Genomic DNA, 20,977 nt, shown 5'->3' with positions numbered 1-20,977 from the left:
CCTGGCGGCGTAAGAGAAATCATCAACGAACTGTCTCAAAAACTTGACGAGCGCAACTATCGGATGAGCTGGCGGCGCTTCGACGATGGAGCGATGATCGTGTCGTCATCAGGCATCGAGCACGAGGGCTGGAGCCTCGTTGAGCAGAACACTGCGATGCGGTTGACTGTGGCTGATGGGGCGGAGACTGTGGTGAGGGTTTGAGGGGTGCGTGGCCACGAAAGATGGGTCCTGCCCATCAAGAATTGCAGCGCAAGACCAACCCGAGAGTCGCGAGATTGATTCCATGCCCTTTCACCGTCGCTGCGCTTCCGATCCATTCACCGATCGGCTTTGCCTGAACAGTGAGCGTGTAAGTAGGAATGGACAACAGCGACAGCTTCGTGTCCCGATATGTCAGTGTCGTTTCCTCAGTGGTGTAGGTTGTCGTGCTGGGGGAGCTGAGCAGCGGAGTCCTGATAACCGTGACTGTGTATGCGAGTTGCACAGAGTCTGATATCTGCGGCCTCTTCCAATCCAGCTTTAACTGGTCGCCGCCTAGACCGAGCAATCCGCTGTTGTCCGTGCAAGTAAGATCCCTGATCTTCAGCGATCCAGCCGAGAACGATCCTGTTGCCTCAACCTTGTCGGTCCAAGCGGCCGTCGTCGAACGCACACCGGACAAGCCGAGGACGAGCATGACGAGCGCGAACCCTGCGATCAGAGCACGGACTCGACGACCCCGAATCAACTGATGCCAACGAGGCTGAGTCATGGCTTCCTCCGACTACGCGTTCTGGCCACGACGGCCGACCCAGTCGCGATGAGCACTGCGGCGGCCAGGAGGATCCACAGCAAACCTTCCACACCGGTTCGTGGCAGATCACCGGGGACGTCTGGATTGTCAGGACCTGGTGCGCCGGGTTCACCTGGAGCACCCGGGTCTCCGGGGCCGAGCGAGACTTCTTCTCCTTGGCCGATGGCGGTCAGGCGGACTCCACTGCGGTGACCTGCCACCGCCTCGGCGTCGGCGTTCTTGTTCATGGTGACTGTCACCTGAACTCGGCGCTTCTCATCACTGGGCATTTCGAGCAGCCGTCGGTCATTGTCGGGTGACGCACCGAGGTCGGTGAGCGCCACATCATTGACCGGCTCTGCCGCACCGCCAGGGCACTCATCCATCGGCACGATCTGGGAACATGTGCGAACGTCGACGAGTAGTTGTGACGCGAGGGCCTCCGACAACTGGCCGGAGCCGATCTCCAGTTCCACTTTTCCAGGGTCGGGAGCGTCGGCCCACACGTCGACCGTCCAGTCAGCCGAAGCACCGGGACTGAGGCTGAGCATTGTCGATTCGTCTCCGGTTGCCCGCATTCGCAGGTACTGTCCGTGCACCTCAGCGGGGGTAGTGGTCTCCGCACCGGAAGCAGCCGCTGCCGGCTCAGCTGCTGGGATTGCGGCGAGTTCCTGCGGTAAGGGCCCGAACATTCCTGTTCCGGCGGCGACGATGGCAGCGACGGCGGGAAGCGCCACGGCGTGCTTGGGTGATCGGGTTACGGCTGGCTGCGGTTCGGAGTGCGTGGCCGAGCTTGCGGGTGCCTCGACGACGTCATCGCGGTCGGCATCGTCGTCCTCGCGTCGAGGCCAGAACGCCCAGACGACGAGCAGCGAGGCCGCGATCGTGATGCCGCCGAGTGCGAACGGGTTTCGCAGCTGCTGGATGATCGGGGCGATACCGGGAATGGAGAACAGGACCTTGCGAACGGTCTCGGCGGAGTAGGGCTCGGGATCCTTCGCCTCGTTTGCGTCGCCCTTCATCTCGAAGGTGACCTCGCCGGATTGAGCATCCGCATCGAGGATCGAGGTCACGCGGTGCGTCACGGGCAGGACCTTCTCGCCACGGTCGGCGGTGACGATATCGCCGACCTTCATCTCCTGCGCAGGGATCTCGTGGACGAAGGCGATCGAACCGGCGGTGATCGTCGGGGTCATCGAGCCTGTTTTGAACATCATGATCGAGATGTTGAAGACGAAGCTGAGGATGACGAGGACGATGCACACGACGCCCAATGCAGCGAGGATGTTGAGCAGGGCCGCGCCGAGCCACGATGTGGGGCGCTTTCTAGGGGCGGCGTCGTGAGAACTTGTCACGACGGTGCCTTGTTCGTGGCAGTGAATGTCCAAGTGTTCGACGCGGAGGTGCCCTGTGCTGAGCTCGGGGTGGTCGTCGGAAGAGTGACTTCGAAGCAGTAGGCTCGAACCGACCTGCCGGCTTGGCCGACCAACCGCGAACCGGCGCCTGAGTGGTCCTTATCCGAGAGATTCGTCGTAGTTGAAGCACCGCCGTAGACGTAGTCCGCACCTGAGTTGAACGCCGAGGCATTACACGTGAAACCGCCGGACGAGTATGAGGCCGTCACCGCTTTGTAGACCAGTGACCCGGCGATGCCGCTTGTGCCGCCTGTCCCTCCGCTCGACACTGTCAGCTCACCATCAATCGAGGTGTCCGGCGTAGTCCGAATGAACACCGGAGCGTAGACCTTCGATCCCGGGTACAGCCCGGTGGCGTTGAAAGTCATCGTCGACGTGTTGTTCCAGTTGGTACCGTCGACTGAGAGATCAATGTTGAACGTACCCGCTTTGAACGAACCAGTGGCCTGTTCTGCGTCGGTCCACGCCGCCGACGTCGCCGCCGCACCGATGCCGAAGACCAATCCTCCGGCGAGGATCGCCTTGATTCGGCGATTGCGCAGGCGTCGCCGATTCTGCTCGCGCTGCCGTTTCCGGAGTCGACTGTATGAGCAGGTCTCGTTCAAGACCTGCTCAGACAGGGTCGGATCGCCAGAGGCATCCGTTGGAAACTGCACGGAGTCCGCTGGAATTATTCAGCGGAGGTTGCGGTGAACTGCCACTGAGCCTTCGCGGCATCACCCTCCGTCAGATCGTCACTGGCGGTGACCTGGAAGCACAGGGTGACAGGAGCACCTGCTGCGCTGCCCGCGCCTGCGGTCAGGTCAAACCCCTGAGCACCTGTGGTCGCATCCAAAGCCGTACCGGCCGGAACGACGGTTGTGCCCGTTGCACCTTCGCCGCACGACGCGGCATCGTCGACGGTGACGATTCCGTAGCTCAGGTTCGCTTCGTTGGCACCGCTGCCTGCGGCGGATTCGAGGACCACGCTTGCGTCGTATGTAGTCGCATCATCGAGACGGAGGACGAAGGGCGCTGCCACGGTGTCACCTGGAGACAGGTTTTTGCCGCCATCGAGGTCGAAACTCAACGACGCTGCGTCACCCGAACTCTCGTGATCGGTGAAGTCGGTTCCATTGGTGCTGCCCTGAACGTTGAACGAACCGGCACCGAAGGTTCCCTCGGCCCATTCGTTGTCTGTCCAGGCGGCCAGCGTCACTGCAGCTCCGACGCCGAGCACGATGCCACCTGCGAGGATAGCCTTGAACTTACGAGAGCGCGTCGGGGACTGCGTCATTCTGACTCCTTGGAAAAGCACGTATGTGCACAGATCACCATCGGTAGTGATTCGTTCATTATCGTACAATTACTTTTTGACTAACGCCATTTATCACACCTGTGCTTTTCGGCACAGAGGTGATTCTTCAAGCGATTCCAGAACAATGCACACCACTGGAACTACGCGGTAACAAAAGCGGCCCTGCCGATCTGCAGGGCCACTTCAGAGCCAGGGACGCTCGGGCGGTCGAGAAAACGGCCGAGATGCCAGCCGAGCGGCAGCCTGTTGCCGGTCAGGCTTTCTGAACCGTGATCGTCCAACTGGCGTCACCGGTGCGATCGAAGTGGGTCACGGGGTAGCCGTTCTCGGCCGCCCACTGGGGGATCGCCTCGGTGGCTTGGGTGCAGTCGAAGTTGATGACGAGCTCATCGCCGTTGTCCATTCCGCCGATTGCGTCTTTGGCCTCAACCAGAGGGAACGGGCAGACCAGTCCATTTGTCTCTAGTACCTGTTTCATACACTCCTGCTTTCTGCGGGCTGCGCGACACCTGTCCGCGCCCCCGACTTGATGGTGAACTTCGCGGCGACTCCTGCGCCGACGATCATGAAGAAGGTTGCGACCCAGCCCTGGTATTCGAACTGTGCGGTCGAGACCATCGCATTGCCGACCGTGCATCCGCCGGCGATCGCGGCACCGACACCCATGCCGATTCCACCGAGGATGGACTTGACCACTGTCCCTCGGTCGGGCACACGGATCCGGAACTCACCCGAGGCCTTCGCCGCGATGAACGAGCCCACAAGAATGCCGATGACGAGCATGACGCCCCAGTCGACAAGGGATGAGTCTCCCGTGCCCAGGAAGGTGGTGAGATTCGCCGAAGGCGTCGTGATGCCCAGACCGGAGTTGCGTCCGGTCGCGGCCGAGAGCGGCCAGGCGATCGTTGCGATGATGCCGATGACCACAGCAGTGGCGAAGGGGTTCCAGCGCTTCTCCGTGAGGATGTGCGCCAACCCCTTCTTCAGCGGCGGCAGGGTCGCGACGGGCGTGGCGGTCTTCTTGTTGTGGTGCACGGTGACCGCGATGGCGATGGCTGAGATGATCGCGACGAAGACCCACGGGCTCAGCCCCGTCGACGCCTGGAGCGTGCCGCTCTCGATCGTGATCGAGCGCAGCCCTTCCGTCACCGAGGCGGCCGGACCGTTCTTCATCACGGACGAGACCAGCGCGTAGAAGATCAGCGCGAACCAGCTGCCGACCAGACCTTCGCCCGCCCGATAGTAGGTGCCTGTGGCACAACCGCCGGCGAGGACCATGGCGAACCCGAAGATCAGCCCGCCGACGATGGAGGCCAACCACGGGAAGGGCGATGCTTCGAGTGTGATCACCCCCAGACTGTTGAGCAGGAACAGCCCGATCGAATGAACGGCGATGAGGAGGATGAGTGCTGAGAACCACCGAGTGTTTCCGGTCAGCGTGAGATCGCGAAAGGCTCCGGTCACACAGAATCGCCCTCGCTGGAGGACGAATCCGAGTACCAGGCCGACGATGAGTCCGGTGATGATCATGAATCTGCTTTCTCTGGCGGCAGTACGGCGGGGGTCACAACAACCGCCCATTCTGCTCAACAATCAATCTCACGTCAACGTCAGACCAATCACAACAATTGCCTCACTGTGATCCAGATTCACCAAAAGTACCTTGACATCAAGATACTTTTGGTGAAATAGTTAGGAATACCTAACCTAACTAGGAGAGGTCAAAATGACAAGCAGTCAGACAACAGCCACACAGACACTCACCGATGTGCAGGCACTCGCCGAATTCGTCGACAAGGCCTCGCTGGACATGCTCAGCGAGCAGGCCCTCGAGCAGCTCAAAATCCGCGTCCTCGACACGATCGGCGTCGCCATCGGCGCCCTCGATGCCGAGCCGCTGCAGGAGATCCGCGCACTGATCGAAGATCTCGATGCCGGGCAGGGAGCCACCCTCATCGGCGGCGGCCACACCAGCCCGGACCACGCCGCCTTCTTTAACTCGGCCCTGAGCAGGTATCTCGACTTCATGGATGCCTACCTCGCCAAGGATGAGACCAACCACCCGTCGGACAATATGGGCGCGGTCCTCGCCGCAGCCGAGCACGCAGACGCTTCGGGGGCGGACTTCCTCACGGCCTTCGCCGTGGCCTATCAGATCCACGCGCGCCTCTCGGACGTCGCTCCGGTCCGTGACCTTGGCTTCGACCACACGACACAGGGCGCGTTCGCTGCTGGCGCCGCCTCGGCGAAGGCACTGGGTCTGAACGCCGAGCAGATCGCCCACGCGGCCGCCATGGCCGGAACCGCGAACGTCGCCCTGCGGGTGACGCGCACCGGTGATCTCAGCCATTGGAAGGGCCTGGCCTACCCGCACGTGTCGAAGGAGGGAGTCTTCGACGCCCTTCTCGCCGCACACGGGATCACCGGACCCGCCCAAGTCTTCGAGGGCAACAAGGGCTTCAAGGCCCTGGCTGGGGACTTCGATCTCGACTGGTCGGCCGAGGATCTGGAGAAGGTCACCGGCACGATCATCAAGAAGCACAACGCCGAGATCCACTCCCAGTCCGCACTCGATGCAGCCCAGGACATCCGCAGCCAGGAGGGGTTCCGCACCGATGCCATCGCCAGCGTCGAGCTGACGACCTTCGACGTCGCGTATTCGATCATCGGCGGCGGCGAGGAGGGCGACAAGCGCTCGATCCGCACCAAGGAAGAGGCCGACCACTCACTGCCTTGGATGGTCGCCGTTGTCCTCCTCGACGGGGAGCTCAACCCAGCTCAGTACGAGTCCGAGCGCATCGTCGACGACGATGTGCAGGACCTCATGCGCAAGGTGACGATCACTCCCTCCAAGGAGTTCAGCGACCGCTTCCCCGAGCACATGTGCGCCGACCTCGTCGTCACGCTCGGCGATGGCACGCAGTTCCGGGCCAGCACGGATGATTACGAGGGCTTCACCACGCACCCGCTCGACTGGGCGGGCGCACGGAGGAAGTTCGACGCACTGACCTCCCCATTCGCCGAGGTGGGACTGCGAGACGAGATCGCCGACCTCGTCCACGACCTCGAGAATCACCGGATCAAGGAGCTCACCGCGGTCCTCGCGCAGGTTCCCCTCGCCCGCAGCTGACCACTCCCAGTCGGCACACCGCCGACACCGAAGAAAGGAAACACAATGTCGAATGCCATTGATTTCGATGTGTCCATGAACTTCGTCCCCCGCGCCTGGCGCCCGGCCAAGCCCCGCACCATCGGGATGACCGAGATCCGCGCCCCGTACTACTCGACCTTCGGCACCCGCCACCTGCAGGACGTCTTCGACGTCGCCGGTCAGTGGGTCGACGGCATCAAGTGGGCGGGAGGGTCTTTCTCCCTCGTCCCCGCCGAACAGGTCAAGGCGATGAGCGACATCGCCCACGACAACGGCTCCTATGTCTCCTCGGGAGGCTGGATCGAGACCGTGCTGCGCTACGGCGACGACGCGGTCGACCAGTACCTCAAGGAGGCCAAGGAGGTCGGCTTCGATGTCATCGAGATCTCGACCGGCTTCATCATGCTGCCGACCTCGGGTCTGGAACGACTCGTCGAGAAGGTCGTCAAAGCCGGACTCAAGGCCAAGCCCGAACTGGGCATCCAGATCGGCTCCGGAGGCGACTCCGGTGAGGCCGAGCTGGCCGCCGAATCCGCGAAGGACATCGGCGACCTCGTCGACCGCGGGAAGCGGGCACTGGACGCCGGTGCCTCGATCATCATGATCGAATCCGAAGGCATCACGGAGAACGTCGATGAGTGGAACACCGCTGCGGCGGCTTCCATCATCAACGGCCTCGGCCTGGAGAACGTCATGTTCGAAGCCGCCGACGGACCTGTCTTCGAGTGGTATATCAAGAACTATGGAAACGAATGCAACCTGTTCGTCGACCACTCCCAGATCCTCCAACTGGAGGGACTGCGCCAGAACATCTGGGGCAACAAGTCCACCTGGGGACGGGTGATCAACCCGGCTCCGGTCAAGTAAGGCAACGACTGGGCGACCGCACCCTGCGGTCCGCGCGGCGGGGGCACCGACGAATCGTCGGTGCCCCCGCCGCGCTTTTTCTCATTCATTGATAACAGCCTCGCCTTGTGTCAGTGACCGGGCGCACACTGAGAGGACGATTACGGCAAGGAGGCCCAGGTGCCAGAATTTCAAACCGACGTTGCGATCGTCGGAGCAGGTCCGGCCGGGCTCCTGCTCGCCCATACGCTGCACAATGCGGGGATCGACTCCGTCGTCATCGACAACCGCAGCCGCGACGACATCGCCCACACTCACCGTGCAGGAATCCTCGAAGCAGGATCGGTGCGCATGCTCGAGGCCGAAGGCATCGAATCCCGCGTGCACACCGCCGGCCACCGTCACGACGGCATCGACATCCGCGTCAACGGCGTCAGCCACTCCTTCGACTTCCCTGATCTCATCGGCGAATCCGTCTGGCTCTACCCGCAGAACGAGATCTTCGTCGACCTCTCCGCCGCCCGCGAACGCACCGGCCGCCCCACCTTCTACTCGGTCACCGACACCGCGATCGGCGATATCGAAACCGAACACCCCTGGGTAACTGCCACGACCGAGGACGGCGAGGAACTGCGCATCAATGCCCGCTACGTCGTCGGCTCCGACGGCTCCCGCGGCCCCTGCCGGGCCATGATCCCAGCGGACACGAAGCAGCGCTTCTTTCACGAATACCCCTTCGCCTGGTTCGGCATCCTCTGCGAAGCACCGGCCAGCCACGAGGTCCTCATCTACTCCCGCTCCGAACGCGGCTTCGCGCTGATCTCCCAGCGCAGCGAGAACGTGCAGCGCATGTACTTCCAAACGTCGGCCGACACCGAGGTGGGCGATTGGTCCGACGACCGCATCTGGTCAGAACTGCAGGCCCGGGTCGAGGGACCAGACGGCTTCCATCTGAAGACGGGTGCGATCATCGACAAGAACATCCTGCCCTTCCGCTCGGCGGTGACCGAACCGATGCAGCACGGTTCCCTGTTCCTCGCCGGCGACAGCGCCCACACCGTTCCCCCGACCGGAGCCAAGGGCCTCAACCTCGCGTTCGCCGACGTGTCCGTGCTCGCCCCGGCCCTGATCTCGGCGCTGAAGAACTCCGACGCCGAGGCGCTGGCCAGGTACTCGCAGACCGCGACGAAACGCGTGTGGAAGGCGCAGAACTTCTCCTACCAGATGACCCGGATGCTCCACTCCGACCCCAGCCAGGATGCCTTCGAAACGAAGCGCAGTCTCGGCGAGTTGAATTCGATCCTCGAATCCGAGCACGGCCGGCGCTACCTCGCCGAGTGCTACACGGGTTGGCCGAAGGGCTGAGCCTGCTCAGTCAACGAAACAGCAGAACCACCACGAATTTGCGACACCGAGAAGAAAGGTTCGACCATGGGTGCACAGAAGCTCTCCGGCCCAGATGATGCGGCCGAGTCACAGCAGACCCTGTCTGCCGAGATCGAGGCGATCGAGACCGAACACAAGAACGCAGTCGCCGCCGGCACACCGGCCGAGACACAGCCGCGCCTGGACTACCGGCCATACCGGTCCTCGATTCTGCGGCATCCGACGAAGGACCCCCGGCACACCGATCCGGAGACGATCGAACTCTTCTCCCCCGCCTTCGGTCACCGCGACTTGGCGAACCTCGAATCCGACCTCACTATCCAGGCCGGCGGGGAACCGATCGGCGAACGCATCAAGGTCACCGGCCGCGTCCTCGACGGCGACGGACGACCCGTGCGCAACCAGCTCGTCGAGATCTGGCAGGCCAACTCCGCCGGACGCTACATCCACAAACGCGATCAGCATCCGGCCCCGATCGACCCGAACTTCACCGGCGTCGGTCGCACCCTGACCGGAGACGACGGCTCATATTCGTTTACGACGATCAAACCGGGCCCCTATCCATGGAAGAACCACCACAATGCGTGGCGGCCGGCCCACATCCACTTCTCACTCTTCGGCTCCGAGTTCACGCAGCGCATGATCACTCAGATGTATTTCCCGAGTGACCCGCTGTTCGCTCTCGACCCGATCTACCAGTCGATCACGGATCAGAAGGCCCGCGATCGCCTCGTCGCCACCTACGATCACAACATCACCGAGCACGAATTCCTCATGGGCTACAACTGGGACATCGTGCTCACCGGAGGCAACCGCACCTGGATGGAAGAAGAGGACGATGACTGAGACGAAGCTCACCGCAACACCCGGCCAGACCGTCGGACCATTCTACGGGTACGCCATGCCCTGGCCCGGCGATAACGAACTCGTCCCCCCAGCCAAGGACGGGGCAGTCCAACTCCACGGCTACGTCTACGACGGGGCAGGTGACCCCATCCCCGATGCGATCCTCGAGATCTGGCAGCCCGATGAGAACGGCGAAGTCTCGAGCAATTCGGGATCGCTGCGCCGTGACGGATTCACGTTCACCGGATTCGGCCGCAACGAGGTCGACCCACAAGGCCGCTTCGTCTTCTCCACTCTCAACCCAGGTGCCACGGAGCCCGGCAAGGCGCCGTTCATCAGCGTCGTCATCTTCGCCCGTGGGCTGCTCAACAGACTCTTCACCAGGATCTATCTTCCCGAAGACACCGCAGCCCTGGCCGCTGATCCCCTGCTGTCCTCCCTGGAGTCAGACGAAAGAGATCGACTGATTGCCACCCGTGAGGCTGACGGATCGCTGCGTTTCGACATACGGTTGCAGGGTGAGAACGAGACACCGTTCCTGCGGTTCCCCAGTCACGAAGACTGAGCCAGAGTCGCATCAGGCTACTCAACCGCGACTGCAGCGGCTGGAGAGGACACACAATGACTGACAGCGTTGCCCATACGCGCCTCCTGTTCGCCCCAGGCGATCTGCGAGGCGCCGAAGCCATCGACGATGTCGCCCTCGTGTCTGCACTCGGCGACGTCGAATCGGCGTGGATCAATGCTCAGGCACATGCCGGACTGATCTCCGCTGACGCCCGCGCCGAGGCGGTGGCGGGCATCGAAGCCACCACCCGGTCCCTGCTCTCAGAAGCCTCTGCGCTCGAGGCCTTGGCCGCGGACTCCGAATCCGGTGGCAATCCGGTCATCCCATTCCTCAAGGCCGTCCGCTCACAGCTCGGCCAGGATGCGTCCCGGGCCTTGCACAAGGGCCTGACCAGTCAGGACGTCATGGACTCGGCGCTCGGGCTGCTCATGGCCCGCGTCGCCCGCCAGACTCATGCGCGCCTCGACGTCATCGCCGAGGCGCTCGTCGGCCTCTCCGACGCCCATGCCTCGACCGTGTGCCTGGCCCGCACCCTGACCCAACCGGCCCTGCCGACGACCTTCGGACTCAAGGCTGCGGCCTGGGCCTCGGAAGTCCAGGAGGTCCAGAGTCTCACCCCCCGCATCGACTATGTGCAGGTCGGAGGTGCGGCCGGCACCCGAGCCGCGATCCGCGAGTTCGCCGGGACCCAGACCGAGGCACTGCTGCGCGAATTCCATGTGCAGCTGCGCGGACCCGACGCCGCGCTCACCAGCATTCCCGTGCCTTGGCACACCGACCGCGTCCGGGTCCTCAACTGGGCCTCCCACCTCACACAGTGTGTGACCGTCGGAGCTTCGATCGCTCGTGACGTACTCATCGGCACCCGCCCGGAGGTCGGCGAACTGAGCCTGGCCTCGACCGGCGGATCCTCGGCGATGCCGCAGAAACTCAACCCCACCTCGGCGGTCTTGCTCCACCGCAACGGAATGCGCGCCCCCGGTGCCATGGCCACACTGACCTCGACCGCCGCCGAAGCGATCGAGGAACGCTCCGACGGAGCCTGGCACGCCGAATGGCCTGCCCTGTCCGAACTCATGAGCCTGGCGGTGTCTTCCCTCATCATGCTCCAGACGATGGTCGAGGGACTGAGCGTCAACCCCGACGCGATGCTGAAGAACGTGGACACCGCCAGCCCCGGCATCTATGCCGAACGCCTCAACATCGCCTTCGGCGACAGGCTGTCGAAGACCGAGATCCAGAACATCATCGCTCCCGACGGTGACCCGGTGGCCGCACTCTCAGCAGCACTGGCCCAGCACCCGGTCGCCGGTGACGACGCACTCGACCTCGCCGGCTTCTTCTCACCGGAGAACTACCTCGGCGATGCCGAAGACATCCGCCAGACCATCATCGCCACCATCAACGGACCCGAGCCCGTATCACCGGGCCTCCTCCCCTTCGCCTCGAGAAAGTGATCTGACGTGGAACTGACCGCAACTGTCCTTGCCGCACCGACCGCCCTCGCCACCGCGAACCCGCGCATCCTCATCGTCCTGCCCTCACTGGGCACCTCGGTGAGCGCACTGTGGCAATCCGCGTCCACCCACCTCGGCGGAGTGCACCCGGAGACGACTGTCATCGGCATCGATCTGCCCGGTCACGGTCGTTCGGCACCGGTCGACGTCCCCGCGGGGACATCCGAGGTTCCCAAGCTGACGATGAGCGACCTCGCCGAGGCGGTCCTGGCTACCCTCGATCGCATCCTTCCCGATGTCGCCGGGTCTGCTGCTGCCCGCATCAGCGTGGCCGGTGATTCGATCGGCGGAGCCATCGCCCTGCAGCTGGCCCTCGACCACGCCGATCGCTTCGACCGCGCCGCGGTGTTCTGCACCGGCGCGAAGATCGGCGAGGCCAGCGGTTGGGAAGAACGCGCCGAGGTCGTCGCCACTTCGGGCACTCCCACACAGGTCATCGGTTCAGCCCAGCGCTGGTTCGGTGAGGGCTTCATGGACCGCGAACCAGAGACTTCGGCCGCACTGCTGCATTCGCTGCAGGACGCGGACCGCTTCTCCTACGCCGCGCTCTGCCATGCGCTGGCCTCCTTCGACGTCCGCTCACGTCTGTCCAGCATCTCTCTGCCTGTTCTCGCCGTGGCCGGGGCCCAGGACCAACCGACCCCGCCGACCAAGCTCGCAGAGATCGCCAACGGCATCTCCGGTGCCCTCCTCGAGGTCATCGAGGGTGCGGCCCACCTCGTACCCGCCGAGGCGCCGGCAGTCGTCGCCGGTCTGCTCCACGATTTTCTGGACGGAAACACCACGGGCGGAAGCGCTGCGAGCGCAGAGAACTCAGGTGCAGCCTCGGCGGAACTGCCGACCGCCTCTGGTCCACGTGAAGCCAGCCGGGACGAGGTCCGCGAGGCCGGAATGACCGTGCGCCGTCAGGTTCTCTCCGACGCTCACGTCGACCGCGCGAATGCGAAGGTCGATGACTTCACCGCCGACTTCCAAGACCTCATCACCCGCTACGCCTGGGGCGAGATCTGGACCCGCCCTGGCCTGGAGAAGCGCATGCGCTCGGCGATCACGCTGACCGCAATGATCGCCGGCGGTCACGAGGCCGAGCTCGCGATGCACGTCAAGGCCGCTGTCCGCAATGGTCTGAGCCGTGATGAGATCAAGGAAGTCCTGCTCCAATCGGCCATCTACTGTTCCGTACCGAGTGCGAACACCGCGTTCTCAGTGGCTTCGCAGGCACTGGCGGAGATGGACGAATTGAGCTGAGGCGCTGGCTGGAGCTGAGCCGGTCCTGGTCCGCGAGGCTGTTCGAATCGTCACATTGCGTCGGAGGGGCTACCGATGACCGTCGCTGAGCAATAGGCTTGTTCGGTTGCGGTGAATCGTCCGGTCGGGTCTCCGACTCCGGGCATCGCGTCTGTTCGACCTACCCACTCCGTCCGAAGGGACTCCATGAGCGACGCTCCGGTGCCACGCCGAGTCTACAAATTCGCCGTCTTCGCCTTAGCGATCGGCGCCTTTGCCATCGGTGTGACCGAGTTCGCCACCATGGGCCTGCTGCCCCATATCGCCCGGGAGCTCGGCATCACCGTGCCGCAGGCCGGGCATGCCGTGTCGTTCTACGCGATCGGCGTCGTTGTGGGCGCACCGCTGATCACCACGATCGCCGCTCACATGGACCGCAAGAATCTGCTGCTGGGCCTCATGGGGCTCTTCGCCCTCGGCAACCTCGCCTCGATGCTCGCCCCCGACGCCGCCCTGTTCAATATTGCGCGCTTCGCCAGTGGACTCCCCCACGGGGCCTACCTGGGCATCGGCGCGATCGTCGCCTCCACGCTCGTGCCCCCGAATCGTCGCGGACGCGCAATGTCACGCGTCATGCTGGGCCTGACGATCGCGAACATCGTCGGTGTCCCCATCGCCACGGCACTGGGCAACATGTTCGGCTGGCGCAGCGCCTACGCCCTCGTCGCCGGACTCGGCATCCTCTGCGTCGTCATGGTCGCCATCGCGGTCCCCCGTGTGAAACTCGGCGCAGCCCCCTCAGCTCGCGGTGAGATGAAGGCACTAGCACGTCCGCAGATCGTCCTCACTCTCCTTGCCGGTTCCGTCGGCTTCGGCGGCATGTTCGCCGTCTACACCTACATCACCCCGACCATGACTGACGTCGCCGGCGTCCCTGAGGTTGCGATCCCCTGGGTCCTCGCCGTCTACGGCCTCGGAATGACCGCCGGCTCACTCATCGCAGGTCCGCTCGTCGACAAGTCCATCGAACGCTCCGGCATCGGCGGCATGATCCTCTCCGCCATCGTGCTCTCCGCATTCGGTGCCTTCACCCACATCGCCGCCGTTGCGATCGTCGCGCTCTTCCTCATCGGCATCGCCGGTTCGATGATCACGACCGCTCTGCAGATGCGTCTGCTGCGCGATTCCCACGACGCCCCGAGCCTGTCCGCGGCGATGAACCACGCCGCGTTCAACCTCGCCAACGCCCTCGGCGCCTGGCTCGGCGGCATCGTCATCACCGCCGGCATGGGCTACCGCGCCCCGGCCTGGGTGGGCGTCGGTCTGTGCCTGCTCGGACTCATCGTCCTCATAATCGCGATCGCTCTGCGCCGAGGCGGCTCCGAGAACCGCTCGACCGTCGAGCTCTGAGTCCTGCCGAGGCCTGTCACGTTCTGGCGAGCCTTGCCGTGTCTTGACGCCGGAGTCGGACAGATCACTCGGACGTACAAGTAATCTCAACGTCTGAGACTTGAAGGGCGCGTTTTCTGAGACAGGAGTAGTGTCTAGCAGTCGCCCTTCATCCCTGTGTCCGGCGGCTTCCATCTGACACGAGCACCATCCGCCCGTGCCTTCGTCTTTCGATTACAGCGGAGCACAAAAGAACATGTCCACCGATACACAGCCGGGCTCCCCGAACGCGCAGCCTGGATCAGAGCACGACGACGCCATTGCGGCGACTCGGAAGAACAACACCCGAGGCAAGGTTCTCACCGCCTCGATGGTCGGCACGACGATCGAATTCTTCGACTTCTACGCCTACGCGACCGCATCTTCGCTGGTGTTCCCTGCCCTCTTCTTCCCGAACCAGACCTCGACGACGCAGCTGCTGAGCTCCTTCGCAATCTTCGGCGTCGCCTTCGTCGCCCGCCCTCTGGGCTCCATCATCTTCGGCCACTTCGGTGACCGCGTCGGCCGCAAGAAGACGCTCATCGCATCGCTGCTCATCATGGGCATCGGCACCTTCCTCATCGGGCTTCTTCCCACCGCGAGCGCTCCGGGCTGGATCATTCTGGCACCACTCCTCCTCGTCCTCCTGCGCTTCTGCCAGGGTGTCGGCCTCGGCGGCGAATGGTCGGGTGCGGCACTGCTCGCAACTGAGAACGCACCAAAGGGCAAACGCGCCATCTGGGGCACGTTCCCGCAGCTCGGCGCTCCGATCGGCTTCATCATTGCCAACCTGCTCTTCATCGGACTCAACAGGTGGACCTCCCCCGAGGCGTTCCTCGCCTGGGGCTGGCGCATCCCATTCCTGCTCTCGGCTCTTCTCGTCGCGGTCGGCCTCTATGTCCGCATGTCGCTCATGGAGACCCCCGCATTCCAGCTGGTCGCCCAGAAGCAGCAGATCTCGAAGGCCCCTCTCGCCGCTGTCTTCAAGACAAGCTGGAAGCCACTGGTCCTCGGCACCTTCATCATGTTCGCGACCTACGTGATCTTCTACTTCATGACCGCGTTCACCCTCACCTACGGCACCTCACCAGCCACGACCGGTCAGGCGAAGGCCGCCGCCGAGGCTGCGGGCACGGTCTTTGATCCCGCAGGGTTCGTCGCGGGGCTGGGGTATACGAAGAGTGAGTTCCTCACTTACCTCATCATCGGCGTCGTGTTCTTCGGCATCTTCACTGTGGTCTCCGGTCCCCTGGCTGAGAAGCTGGGGCGGCGCAAGATGCTCATGGGAGTGACGATCCTCATCGCCGCCTACGGCCTCGTCGTCAACGTCCTGTTCAACGCGGGAACCGCCGGCGTCATCATCGCCCTGATCGTCGGCTTCATCCTGATGGGCCTGACTTTCGGCCCGATGGCCGCCTACCTGCCGGAGCTGTTCCCCGCCAACGTCCGCTACACCGGGTCGGCGATCTCCTACAACATGTCCAGCGTCATCGGCGCGGGGCCGGCGCCCTTCGCCATGGTCGCCCTGTGGCAGACCGAAGGCGGAACGATCTTCTACTGCGGCCTCTACATCATCGGGGCGGCGATTCTCACGCTCATCGCCCTGTTCCTGGCCAAGGACACCTCGGACCTCGACATGGAGGCTCAGCTGAGCTGAAGCGTCCGGCGTCTCGATCCTCGGGCCCGGCACCAATGCCGGAACATGCCCTAGGATCGAGACGAGGACAGCCGGCTCACCGAGGAGGACGACCATGGCACTTCCGCCACAACTGCAGCCTTTGATCGGCACTTGGCGGGGCACCGGATCGGGCCACTACCCCACGATCGACCCCTTCAGCTATACCGAGGAACTGGTTTTTCGCGACGTCGCCAAACCCTTCCTGGTCTATCAGCAGCGCACCTGGTCACCCGATGGGCAGCCCATGCACATGGAAACAGGGTTCCTGCGCAGCCCCACTCCCTCGAGCGTCGAATTCGTCCTGGCCCAACCAACCGGGCATGCCGAACTGGCCGAAGGCACACTGACTGCGACCGAAGACGGACTCGTCCTCGAACTGCAGTCACCGCAGATCCTCGTGGCTGCCTCGGCGAAGCCCGTTGAAGCAACCGCTCGAACCTACCGTCTGGTGAAGAATCAGCTGTCGGTCGACTTCTCCATGGCCGCCGTTGGAGCGGCCATGACTCACCACCTCCATTCGGACCTGGTCAGAGCCGAAGATTGAAGCCGACCAGGGGTTTCGATTCCTCTAGCTGCAACGGAATCTCAACACTACGATTTGGCAACGACCGCCGCAGCGGAACACCGTTCACCCCGAGCGTGACCTAGGACACGGTGCGATTCCTTTAGACATTGCTCAGACAACTCTCGTGCGAGCAACACCTTTTTCGTGACATCGATGTCACCGAATCCCCTGGAGGAACTATGAAACGACGCCTGACCCTGGCCACCGTGGCCGTCGGCGCCATGCTCGCCCTATCCGCATGCGGCGGAGGCGGCGATTCCAAACCCGAGGCGACCGGTGAGGGCGGCGTTCCTCTCGTCAAAGAGGGCCAGCTGACCACCTGCACCCACCTGTCCTACCAGCCGTTCCAGTTCGAGAAGGACGGCAAGGTCGTCGGCTTCGACGTCGACATCGTCGATGCCGTGGCAAAGAAGCTCGGCGTCAAACAGGAGATCATCAACACCTCCTTCGAGACGATCACCTCGGGAGCCGAGTTCAACCAGAAGAAGTGCGACGTAGCGGCAGCGGCAACGACGATCCAACCGAAGCGCGAGGAAGCAGCCGACTTCTCCGATCCCTACTTCGATGCAAACCAGGCGATCTTGACCAAGGGCGACAAGAAGGCCAAGGACGAGGCAGCGCTGAAGGGCTTCAAGGTCGGCGCACAGGCGGGCACCACGGGCCTCGAATACGCGACCGAGCACTTCAAAGACTCGGAGGTCGTCACCTATGAAGACCTGCCGCTGTCACTCGAAGCGCTCAAGACCGGGCAGGTCGACGCCGTCATCAATGACAACGGCGTGCTCTACAACTACAACACCGAGAACAAGGGCTTCGCCATCGGCTTCGATATCAAGACCGACGAGCACTACGGCATCAGCATGAAAAAGGGCAACACCAAGATGAAGACGGCCGTCGACGACACCCTCAAGGAGATCAAGGGCAACGGCGAGTACGACAAGATCTACAAGAAGTGGTTCGGCGACGCTCCCAAATAGAGATCGCTGATCGGGCGGTCGATCTGAGCCCTCGAGGCCGGGTCGGCCGCCCGTTGACCTGAGCAGATTCGGCACACCACGCCACCACCGTTGAAGGACGACACCCATGTCACCAACACCCGCGAACGGAGACAGCGGCCCCATCGGCCCCGCAGTCCCTCTCGCCACAGCCACCCCCAAGGCCAAGATGAGCAAACGCCAGAAGGCGAAGCTCTCCCGCGGAATCCAGTACGCAATCCTGATCCTCATCGCCGCCGTCATCGCCTTCGTCGCCGACTGGCCGACACTCATTGATACTTTCGGACGTGTCGACATCGCCGTCGGCATGTTCCCTGAGGTCATCACCGGTGCGCTGAAGAACACAGTCATCTTCACGGCTCTGGGCTTCGTCCTCGGGCTGGCCATCGCTCTGGTCGTTGCTCTCATGCGACTGTCCTCGGTCGGCGTCTACCGCTGGCTGGCGACTATTTACATCGAATTCTTCCGCGGGCTCCCAGCCCTCGTCGTCTTCCTCGTCATGGGCTTCGGGCTTCCTGTCGCGTTCCCCGGCTTCCTCCTGCCTCAGTTGGTCATCATCATGATCGCCCTGGGCCTCGTGTCCTCGGCGTACATGGCAGAGACCATCCGCGCCGGCATCCAAGCCGTGCCGAAGGGACAAGTCGAGGCGGCCCGCTCACTGGGCATGTCCTCCTCAAGAGCAATGGTCACGATCGTGCTGCCGCAGGCGATGCGCATCATCCTGCCGCCGCTGACCAATGAACTCATCCTGCTCACGAAGGACTCCTCGCTGGCCTACATCCTCGGATCCTCTGTCGACGGTCGCGAACTTGCAGCACTCGGTCGAGCTGAGATCGTCAACACCGCGAACCTCACCCCGTTCATCGTCATCGCAGTCTGCTATCTCATCATCACGATTCCGCTGTCCTATCTCTCACGCGTCCTCGAACGCAAATACGGTTCCGCCGAGCCAGGAGCGAAGTAATGTCCCCAACAGCCACCACCTCGGCGCGGGAGACCGCGACTCCGATCATCGCGATTCGGAACCTCAAGAAGAGCTTCGGGTCCAACCAGGTCCTCACGGACATCAACCTCGACGTCGACAAGGGCGAGGTCGTCTGCGTCATCGGCCCCTCGGGCTCAGGGAAGTCGACGATGCTGCGCTGCATCAACACGCTCGAGACCCCGACCGGCGGCTCGATCGTCGTCGACGGCATGGACATGATGGACCTCGATCTCGACATCGATGCCGCGCGCACCCGCATCGGCATGGTGTTCCAGTCCTTCAACCTCTTCGGCCACCTCACTGTGCGGGAGAACCTCACGGTGGCCCAGATCAAGGTCCTCAGACGGTCGAAGGCGGAGGCGAACGCCGTCGCCGAGGCGAACCTCGAGAAGGTCGGCCTGTCCGAGAAGATCGATGCCAAGCCCTCGTCGTTGTCCGGCGGTCAGCAGCAGCGAGTGGCAATTGCGAGAGCCCTGAGCATGGACCCCGACGTCATGCTCTTCGACGAGCCCACCTCGGCGCTCGACCCCGAGACCGTGGGCGATGTCCTCCAGGTCATGCGCAACCTCGCCGAGGCGGGGATGACGATGGTCGTCGTCACCCACGAGATGGAGTTCGCCCGACAGGTCGCCGACCGAGTGCTATTCATGGACGGCGGGTACGTCGTCGAGTCAGGCCCGGCCAGGGAAGTCATCGGCAACCCGCAGGAGCAGCGAACGAAGGACTTCCTCTCCCGCGTCCTCAATCCCGGGCAGCTGGGGTAGGACCGGCGGCCACCGTCGAGCGGACTATTTATCATCGAGGGCACCAGTTACAGCTGGTGCCCTCGATGATAAGTAGTCCGTTCGACGATTCAGGTGAGTTCATCGAGCACCGCTTTGATCCTCTTGAATCCCCGCACGCGGAACAGGTCGGCCCAGACAAGGTTGAATATCCGGAAACCAGCATTGAGCGCGATCCATTTGCCGAACTCGTCAAAGGTGTCCACCTGAGGAATCATCCCCCAGATGTTGAATCTGTGGAACTTGACCGCGCAGATCGCTTCACCTGAGAATTCATTGCCCCGGTGTGCAAGAGCTACTGCCTGAACTTCGCTTCTACACCCGCGTTTCCCCTGCTCGATTCCTTCTCGAAGCGCACGCTGGGAAACCTGCCCTCGGCTGAGAGCTTCAGAGATGAACGGGACCGATACTTCGAGAGGATAGTCGCTTACGAATTCTCATCGTCGACTTCGAGCGATGGAACCCAGACCTGATCACCTCGGCTGCTTCGACTGCCGGAAACGGCGGATCGAAGCCATGGATCAAGGCAGCGGAGATATGGGAAAAGACGGCGTCTCGGTGAAGCTCATCGGCATATGAGCGAATGAGAATCTTCAGCCATTCGGAATTGTCACGAATATCGCCGTATTGCCTGGGGTTAGGGAGTCGCCGATTCCTTGTGCAGAAGATGAAGTGGTGCGTGCTCGACAATTGCGCACGCGTGCTGAAGCACGAAATGACCGCCTCGAACTCTTCGCAGACAGCAGCTCAATGCTTTTCGGATACTCGATTCGTTGAGTCCGAGATCGTGTAGCTCCTGAGCAGGGAACACTGAACAGACAATAGTGAGCACGAGGGTGTGACAGCAGGCACCTTAGGAAGCGGGGCCATCCCCACTTCAACCACGCCCGGTCGGCAGGACGAGCGGCAGCAGGACTTCGTCGACGATCGCTTCGATGCGTGTCCTCTCCACTGGATTCGGATCCATGAGAATGTCGTGTCGCACCAGGTCGACGGGCATGTCCAGGACCGTGCCCGAAATCTTGTTCAGATCGATCTCTCCGCGGTCATGCGCACGCTGATAGATCATGATCAGGTTCTCGGTTCTCTGCGCGCCCAGGATCCTGTCCCGGAACTGCGTCAATGACAGTCCTGTCGAATTGAGCAGGCCGGAGAATGCACCACCGAAGGCGATCGAGAAGAAGCCGGCGCGCTGACGCCCCATTCTCTCCAACAGTCCGATCAGGTCACCGCGCAGACTGCCGCTGTCCGGCACCGTGATCGGGTGGGCCTCTCGGTAGTGCTCAAATGCGGCGAGAGCCAGGTCGTCCTTGTTCGACCAGCGTCGGTACAGCACGGCGATACCGGTACGGGCACGCGTCGCCACCGACTCCATGGTGAATCCCGCATAGCCGACGTCCGAGAGTTCGTCCCATGCTGCCTGCAGCAATGCGCTCTCAAGCTCCGCACCTCGTCGACGGGTGCGGGCGGGGCTGGGCATCGAGGATTCGCTCACCTCAGCATCGTACGACACAAA

22 protein-coding genes and 1 pseudogene are annotated in these 20,977 nt (G+C 63.0%); 16 read left to right on the top strand and 7 right to left on the bottom strand.

Annotated elements, in window-relative coordinates; genetic code table 11:
• Window positions 1–204: hypothetical protein (locus INT40_RS14540; RefSeq protein WP_193096375.1), on the top strand; the 204-nt coding region annotated here is incomplete at its 5' end.
• Window positions 205–750: 546 nt separating this feature from the next.
• Here INT40_RS14540 and INT40_RS20680 read toward each other — a convergent pair.
• The 5 genes from INT40_RS20680 to INT40_RS14515 form a co-directional block, all read right to left on the bottom strand.
• Window positions 751–2,130 carry a signal peptidase I gene (locus INT40_RS20680; RefSeq protein WP_319020883.1) on the bottom strand — a complete coding sequence of 460 codons (1,380 nt, stop codon included), beginning with the start codon at window positions 2,128–2,130 and terminating at the stop codon, window positions 751–753.
• Window positions 2,127–2,795 (bottom strand): SipW-dependent-type signal peptide-containing protein, encoded by a 669-nt coding sequence (locus tag INT40_RS14530; protein WP_193096374.1) that lies wholly within the window; start codon window positions 2,793–2,795, stop codon window positions 2,127–2,129. Before INT40_RS14530 ends, INT40_RS20680 begins: the two co-directional genes overlap by 4 nt.
• A gap of 65 nt (window positions 2,796–2,860) precedes the next feature.
• A complete protein-coding gene (locus tag INT40_RS14525) occupies window positions 2,861–3,466 on the bottom strand; it encodes a SipW-dependent-type signal peptide-containing protein (protein WP_101571940.1) in 606 nt (201 codons plus the stop codon).
• A 274-nt stretch (window positions 3,467–3,740) separates the two neighbouring features.
• Window positions 3,741–3,965 carry a sulfurtransferase TusA family protein gene (locus INT40_RS14520; RefSeq protein ID WP_101598479.1) on the bottom strand — a complete coding sequence of 75 codons (225 nt, stop codon included), beginning with the start codon at window positions 3,963–3,965 and terminating at the stop codon, window positions 3,741–3,743.
• On the bottom strand, window positions 3,962–5,017 hold the full coding sequence (locus INT40_RS14515; RefSeq protein ID WP_193071653.1) for a YeeE/YedE family protein: 1,056 nt from the start codon (window positions 5,015–5,017) through the stop codon (window positions 3,962–3,964). Before INT40_RS14515 ends, INT40_RS14520 begins: the two co-directional genes overlap by 4 nt.
• 196 nt (window positions 5,018–5,213) lie before the next feature.
• On the opposite strand from INT40_RS14515, the gene INT40_RS14510 reads away from it, so the two are divergent.
• From INT40_RS14510 to INT40_RS14450, 14 genes and pseudogenes are all read left to right on the top strand, one after another.
• Window positions 5,214–6,617: an MmgE/PrpD family protein gene (locus INT40_RS14510; RefSeq protein ID WP_193071654.1), complete on the top strand. Its 1,404-nt coding sequence runs from the start codon at window positions 5,214–5,216 to the stop codon at window positions 6,615–6,617.
• Between the two features lie 45 nt (window positions 6,618–6,662).
• Entirely contained in the window at window positions 6,663–7,505 is an 843-nt protein-coding gene (locus tag INT40_RS14505; RefSeq protein ID WP_101598476.1) for a phosphosulfolactate synthase, read from the top strand.
• Window positions 7,506–7,664: 159 nt separating this feature from the next.
• The gene (locus INT40_RS14500; RefSeq protein ID WP_193071655.1) at window positions 7,665–8,849 is read left to right on the top strand and encodes a 4-hydroxybenzoate 3-monooxygenase; all 1,185 of its coding nucleotides are present in this window, start codon (window positions 7,665–7,667) and stop codon (window positions 8,847–8,849) included.
• 66 nt (window positions 8,850–8,915) lie between these two features.
• Entirely contained in the window at window positions 8,916–9,716 is an 801-nt protein-coding gene (gene pcaH, locus INT40_RS14495; protein WP_193071656.1) for a protocatechuate 3,4-dioxygenase subunit beta, read from the top strand.
• Window positions 9,709–10,281 carry a protocatechuate 3,4-dioxygenase subunit alpha gene (gene pcaG, locus INT40_RS14490; RefSeq protein ID WP_193071657.1) on the top strand — a complete coding sequence of 191 codons (573 nt, stop codon included), beginning with the start codon at window positions 9,709–9,711 and terminating at the stop codon, window positions 10,279–10,281. Before pcaH ends, pcaG begins: the two co-directional genes overlap by 8 nt.
• 56 nt (window positions 10,282–10,337) lie before the next feature.
• A complete protein-coding gene (locus tag INT40_RS14485) occupies window positions 10,338–11,741 on the top strand; it encodes a lyase family protein (protein WP_193096373.1) in 1,404 nt (467 codons plus the stop codon).
• Between the two features lie 6 nt (window positions 11,742–11,747).
• Window positions 11,748–12,539, top strand: a pseudogene (locus INT40_RS20675) (alpha/beta fold hydrolase); the annotation flags it as partial.
• Between the two features lie 96 nt (window positions 12,540–12,635).
• The gene (pcaC, locus tag INT40_RS20670; RefSeq protein WP_226831392.1) at window positions 12,636–13,049 is read left to right on the top strand and encodes a 4-carboxymuconolactone decarboxylase; all 414 of its coding nucleotides are present in this window, start codon (window positions 12,636–12,638) and stop codon (window positions 13,047–13,049) included.
• Between the two features lie 186 nt (window positions 13,050–13,235).
• Window positions 13,236–14,438: an MFS transporter gene (locus INT40_RS14475; protein ID WP_101571919.1), complete on the top strand. Its 1,203-nt coding sequence runs from the start codon at window positions 13,236–13,238 to the stop codon at window positions 14,436–14,438.
• A 235-nt stretch (window positions 14,439–14,673) separates the two neighbouring features.
• Window positions 14,674–16,113 (top strand): MFS transporter, encoded by a 1,440-nt coding sequence (locus tag INT40_RS14470; protein WP_226831369.1) that lies wholly within the window; start codon window positions 14,674–14,676, stop codon window positions 16,111–16,113.
• Window positions 16,114–16,207: 94 nt separating this feature from the next.
• Complete coding sequence (locus tag INT40_RS14465) at window positions 16,208–16,678, top strand: FABP family protein (protein ID WP_193096371.1); 471 nt, start codon at window positions 16,208–16,210, stop codon at window positions 16,676–16,678.
• A gap of 200 nt (window positions 16,679–16,878) precedes the next feature.
• Window positions 16,879–17,676 (top strand): transporter substrate-binding domain-containing protein, encoded by a 798-nt coding sequence (locus INT40_RS14460; protein WP_193071659.1) that lies wholly within the window; start codon window positions 16,879–16,881, stop codon window positions 17,674–17,676.
• A 187-nt stretch (window positions 17,677–17,863) separates the two neighbouring features.
• Entirely contained in the window at window positions 17,864–18,658 is a 795-nt protein-coding gene (locus INT40_RS14455; RefSeq protein WP_193071716.1) for an amino acid ABC transporter permease, read from the top strand.
• Window positions 18,658–19,443 (top strand): amino acid ABC transporter ATP-binding protein, encoded by a 786-nt coding sequence (locus INT40_RS14450; RefSeq protein ID WP_226831367.1) that lies wholly within the window; start codon window positions 18,658–18,660, stop codon window positions 19,441–19,443. The genes INT40_RS14455 and INT40_RS14450 overlap by 1 nt, the downstream gene beginning before the upstream one ends.
• Before the next feature lie 89 nt (window positions 19,444–19,532).
• Here the strand turns inward: INT40_RS14450 and INT40_RS14445 are convergent, their stop codons facing one another.
• A complete protein-coding gene (locus INT40_RS14445) occupies window positions 19,533–19,679 on the bottom strand; it encodes a hypothetical protein (RefSeq protein WP_193096370.1) in 147 nt (48 codons plus the stop codon).
• Window positions 19,680–19,917: 238 nt separating this feature from the next.
• On the opposite strand from INT40_RS14445, the gene INT40_RS21015 reads away from it, so the two are divergent.
• Complete coding sequence (locus tag INT40_RS21015; RefSeq protein ID WP_264298416.1) at window positions 19,918–20,040, top strand: hypothetical protein; 123 nt, start codon at window positions 19,918–19,920, stop codon at window positions 20,038–20,040.
• Between the two features lie 298 nt (window positions 20,041–20,338).
• Here the strand turns inward: INT40_RS21015 and INT40_RS14440 are convergent, their stop codons facing one another.
• Window positions 20,339–20,956: a TetR/AcrR family transcriptional regulator gene (locus tag INT40_RS14440; protein WP_219618868.1), complete on the bottom strand. Its 618-nt coding sequence runs from the start codon at window positions 20,954–20,956 to the stop codon at window positions 20,339–20,341.
• Between the last annotated feature and the right edge of the window lie 21 nt (window positions 20,957–20,977).

Origin of the sequence: Brevibacterium sp. FME17, assembly GCF_014897515.1 — a bacterium.
Taxonomy (GTDB): domain Bacteria; phylum Actinomycetota; class Actinomycetes; order Actinomycetales; family Brevibacteriaceae; genus Brevibacterium.
The sequence above is the reverse complement of the archived record's forward strand: the minus strand, read 5'-3'. Positions and strand labels throughout refer to the sequence as shown.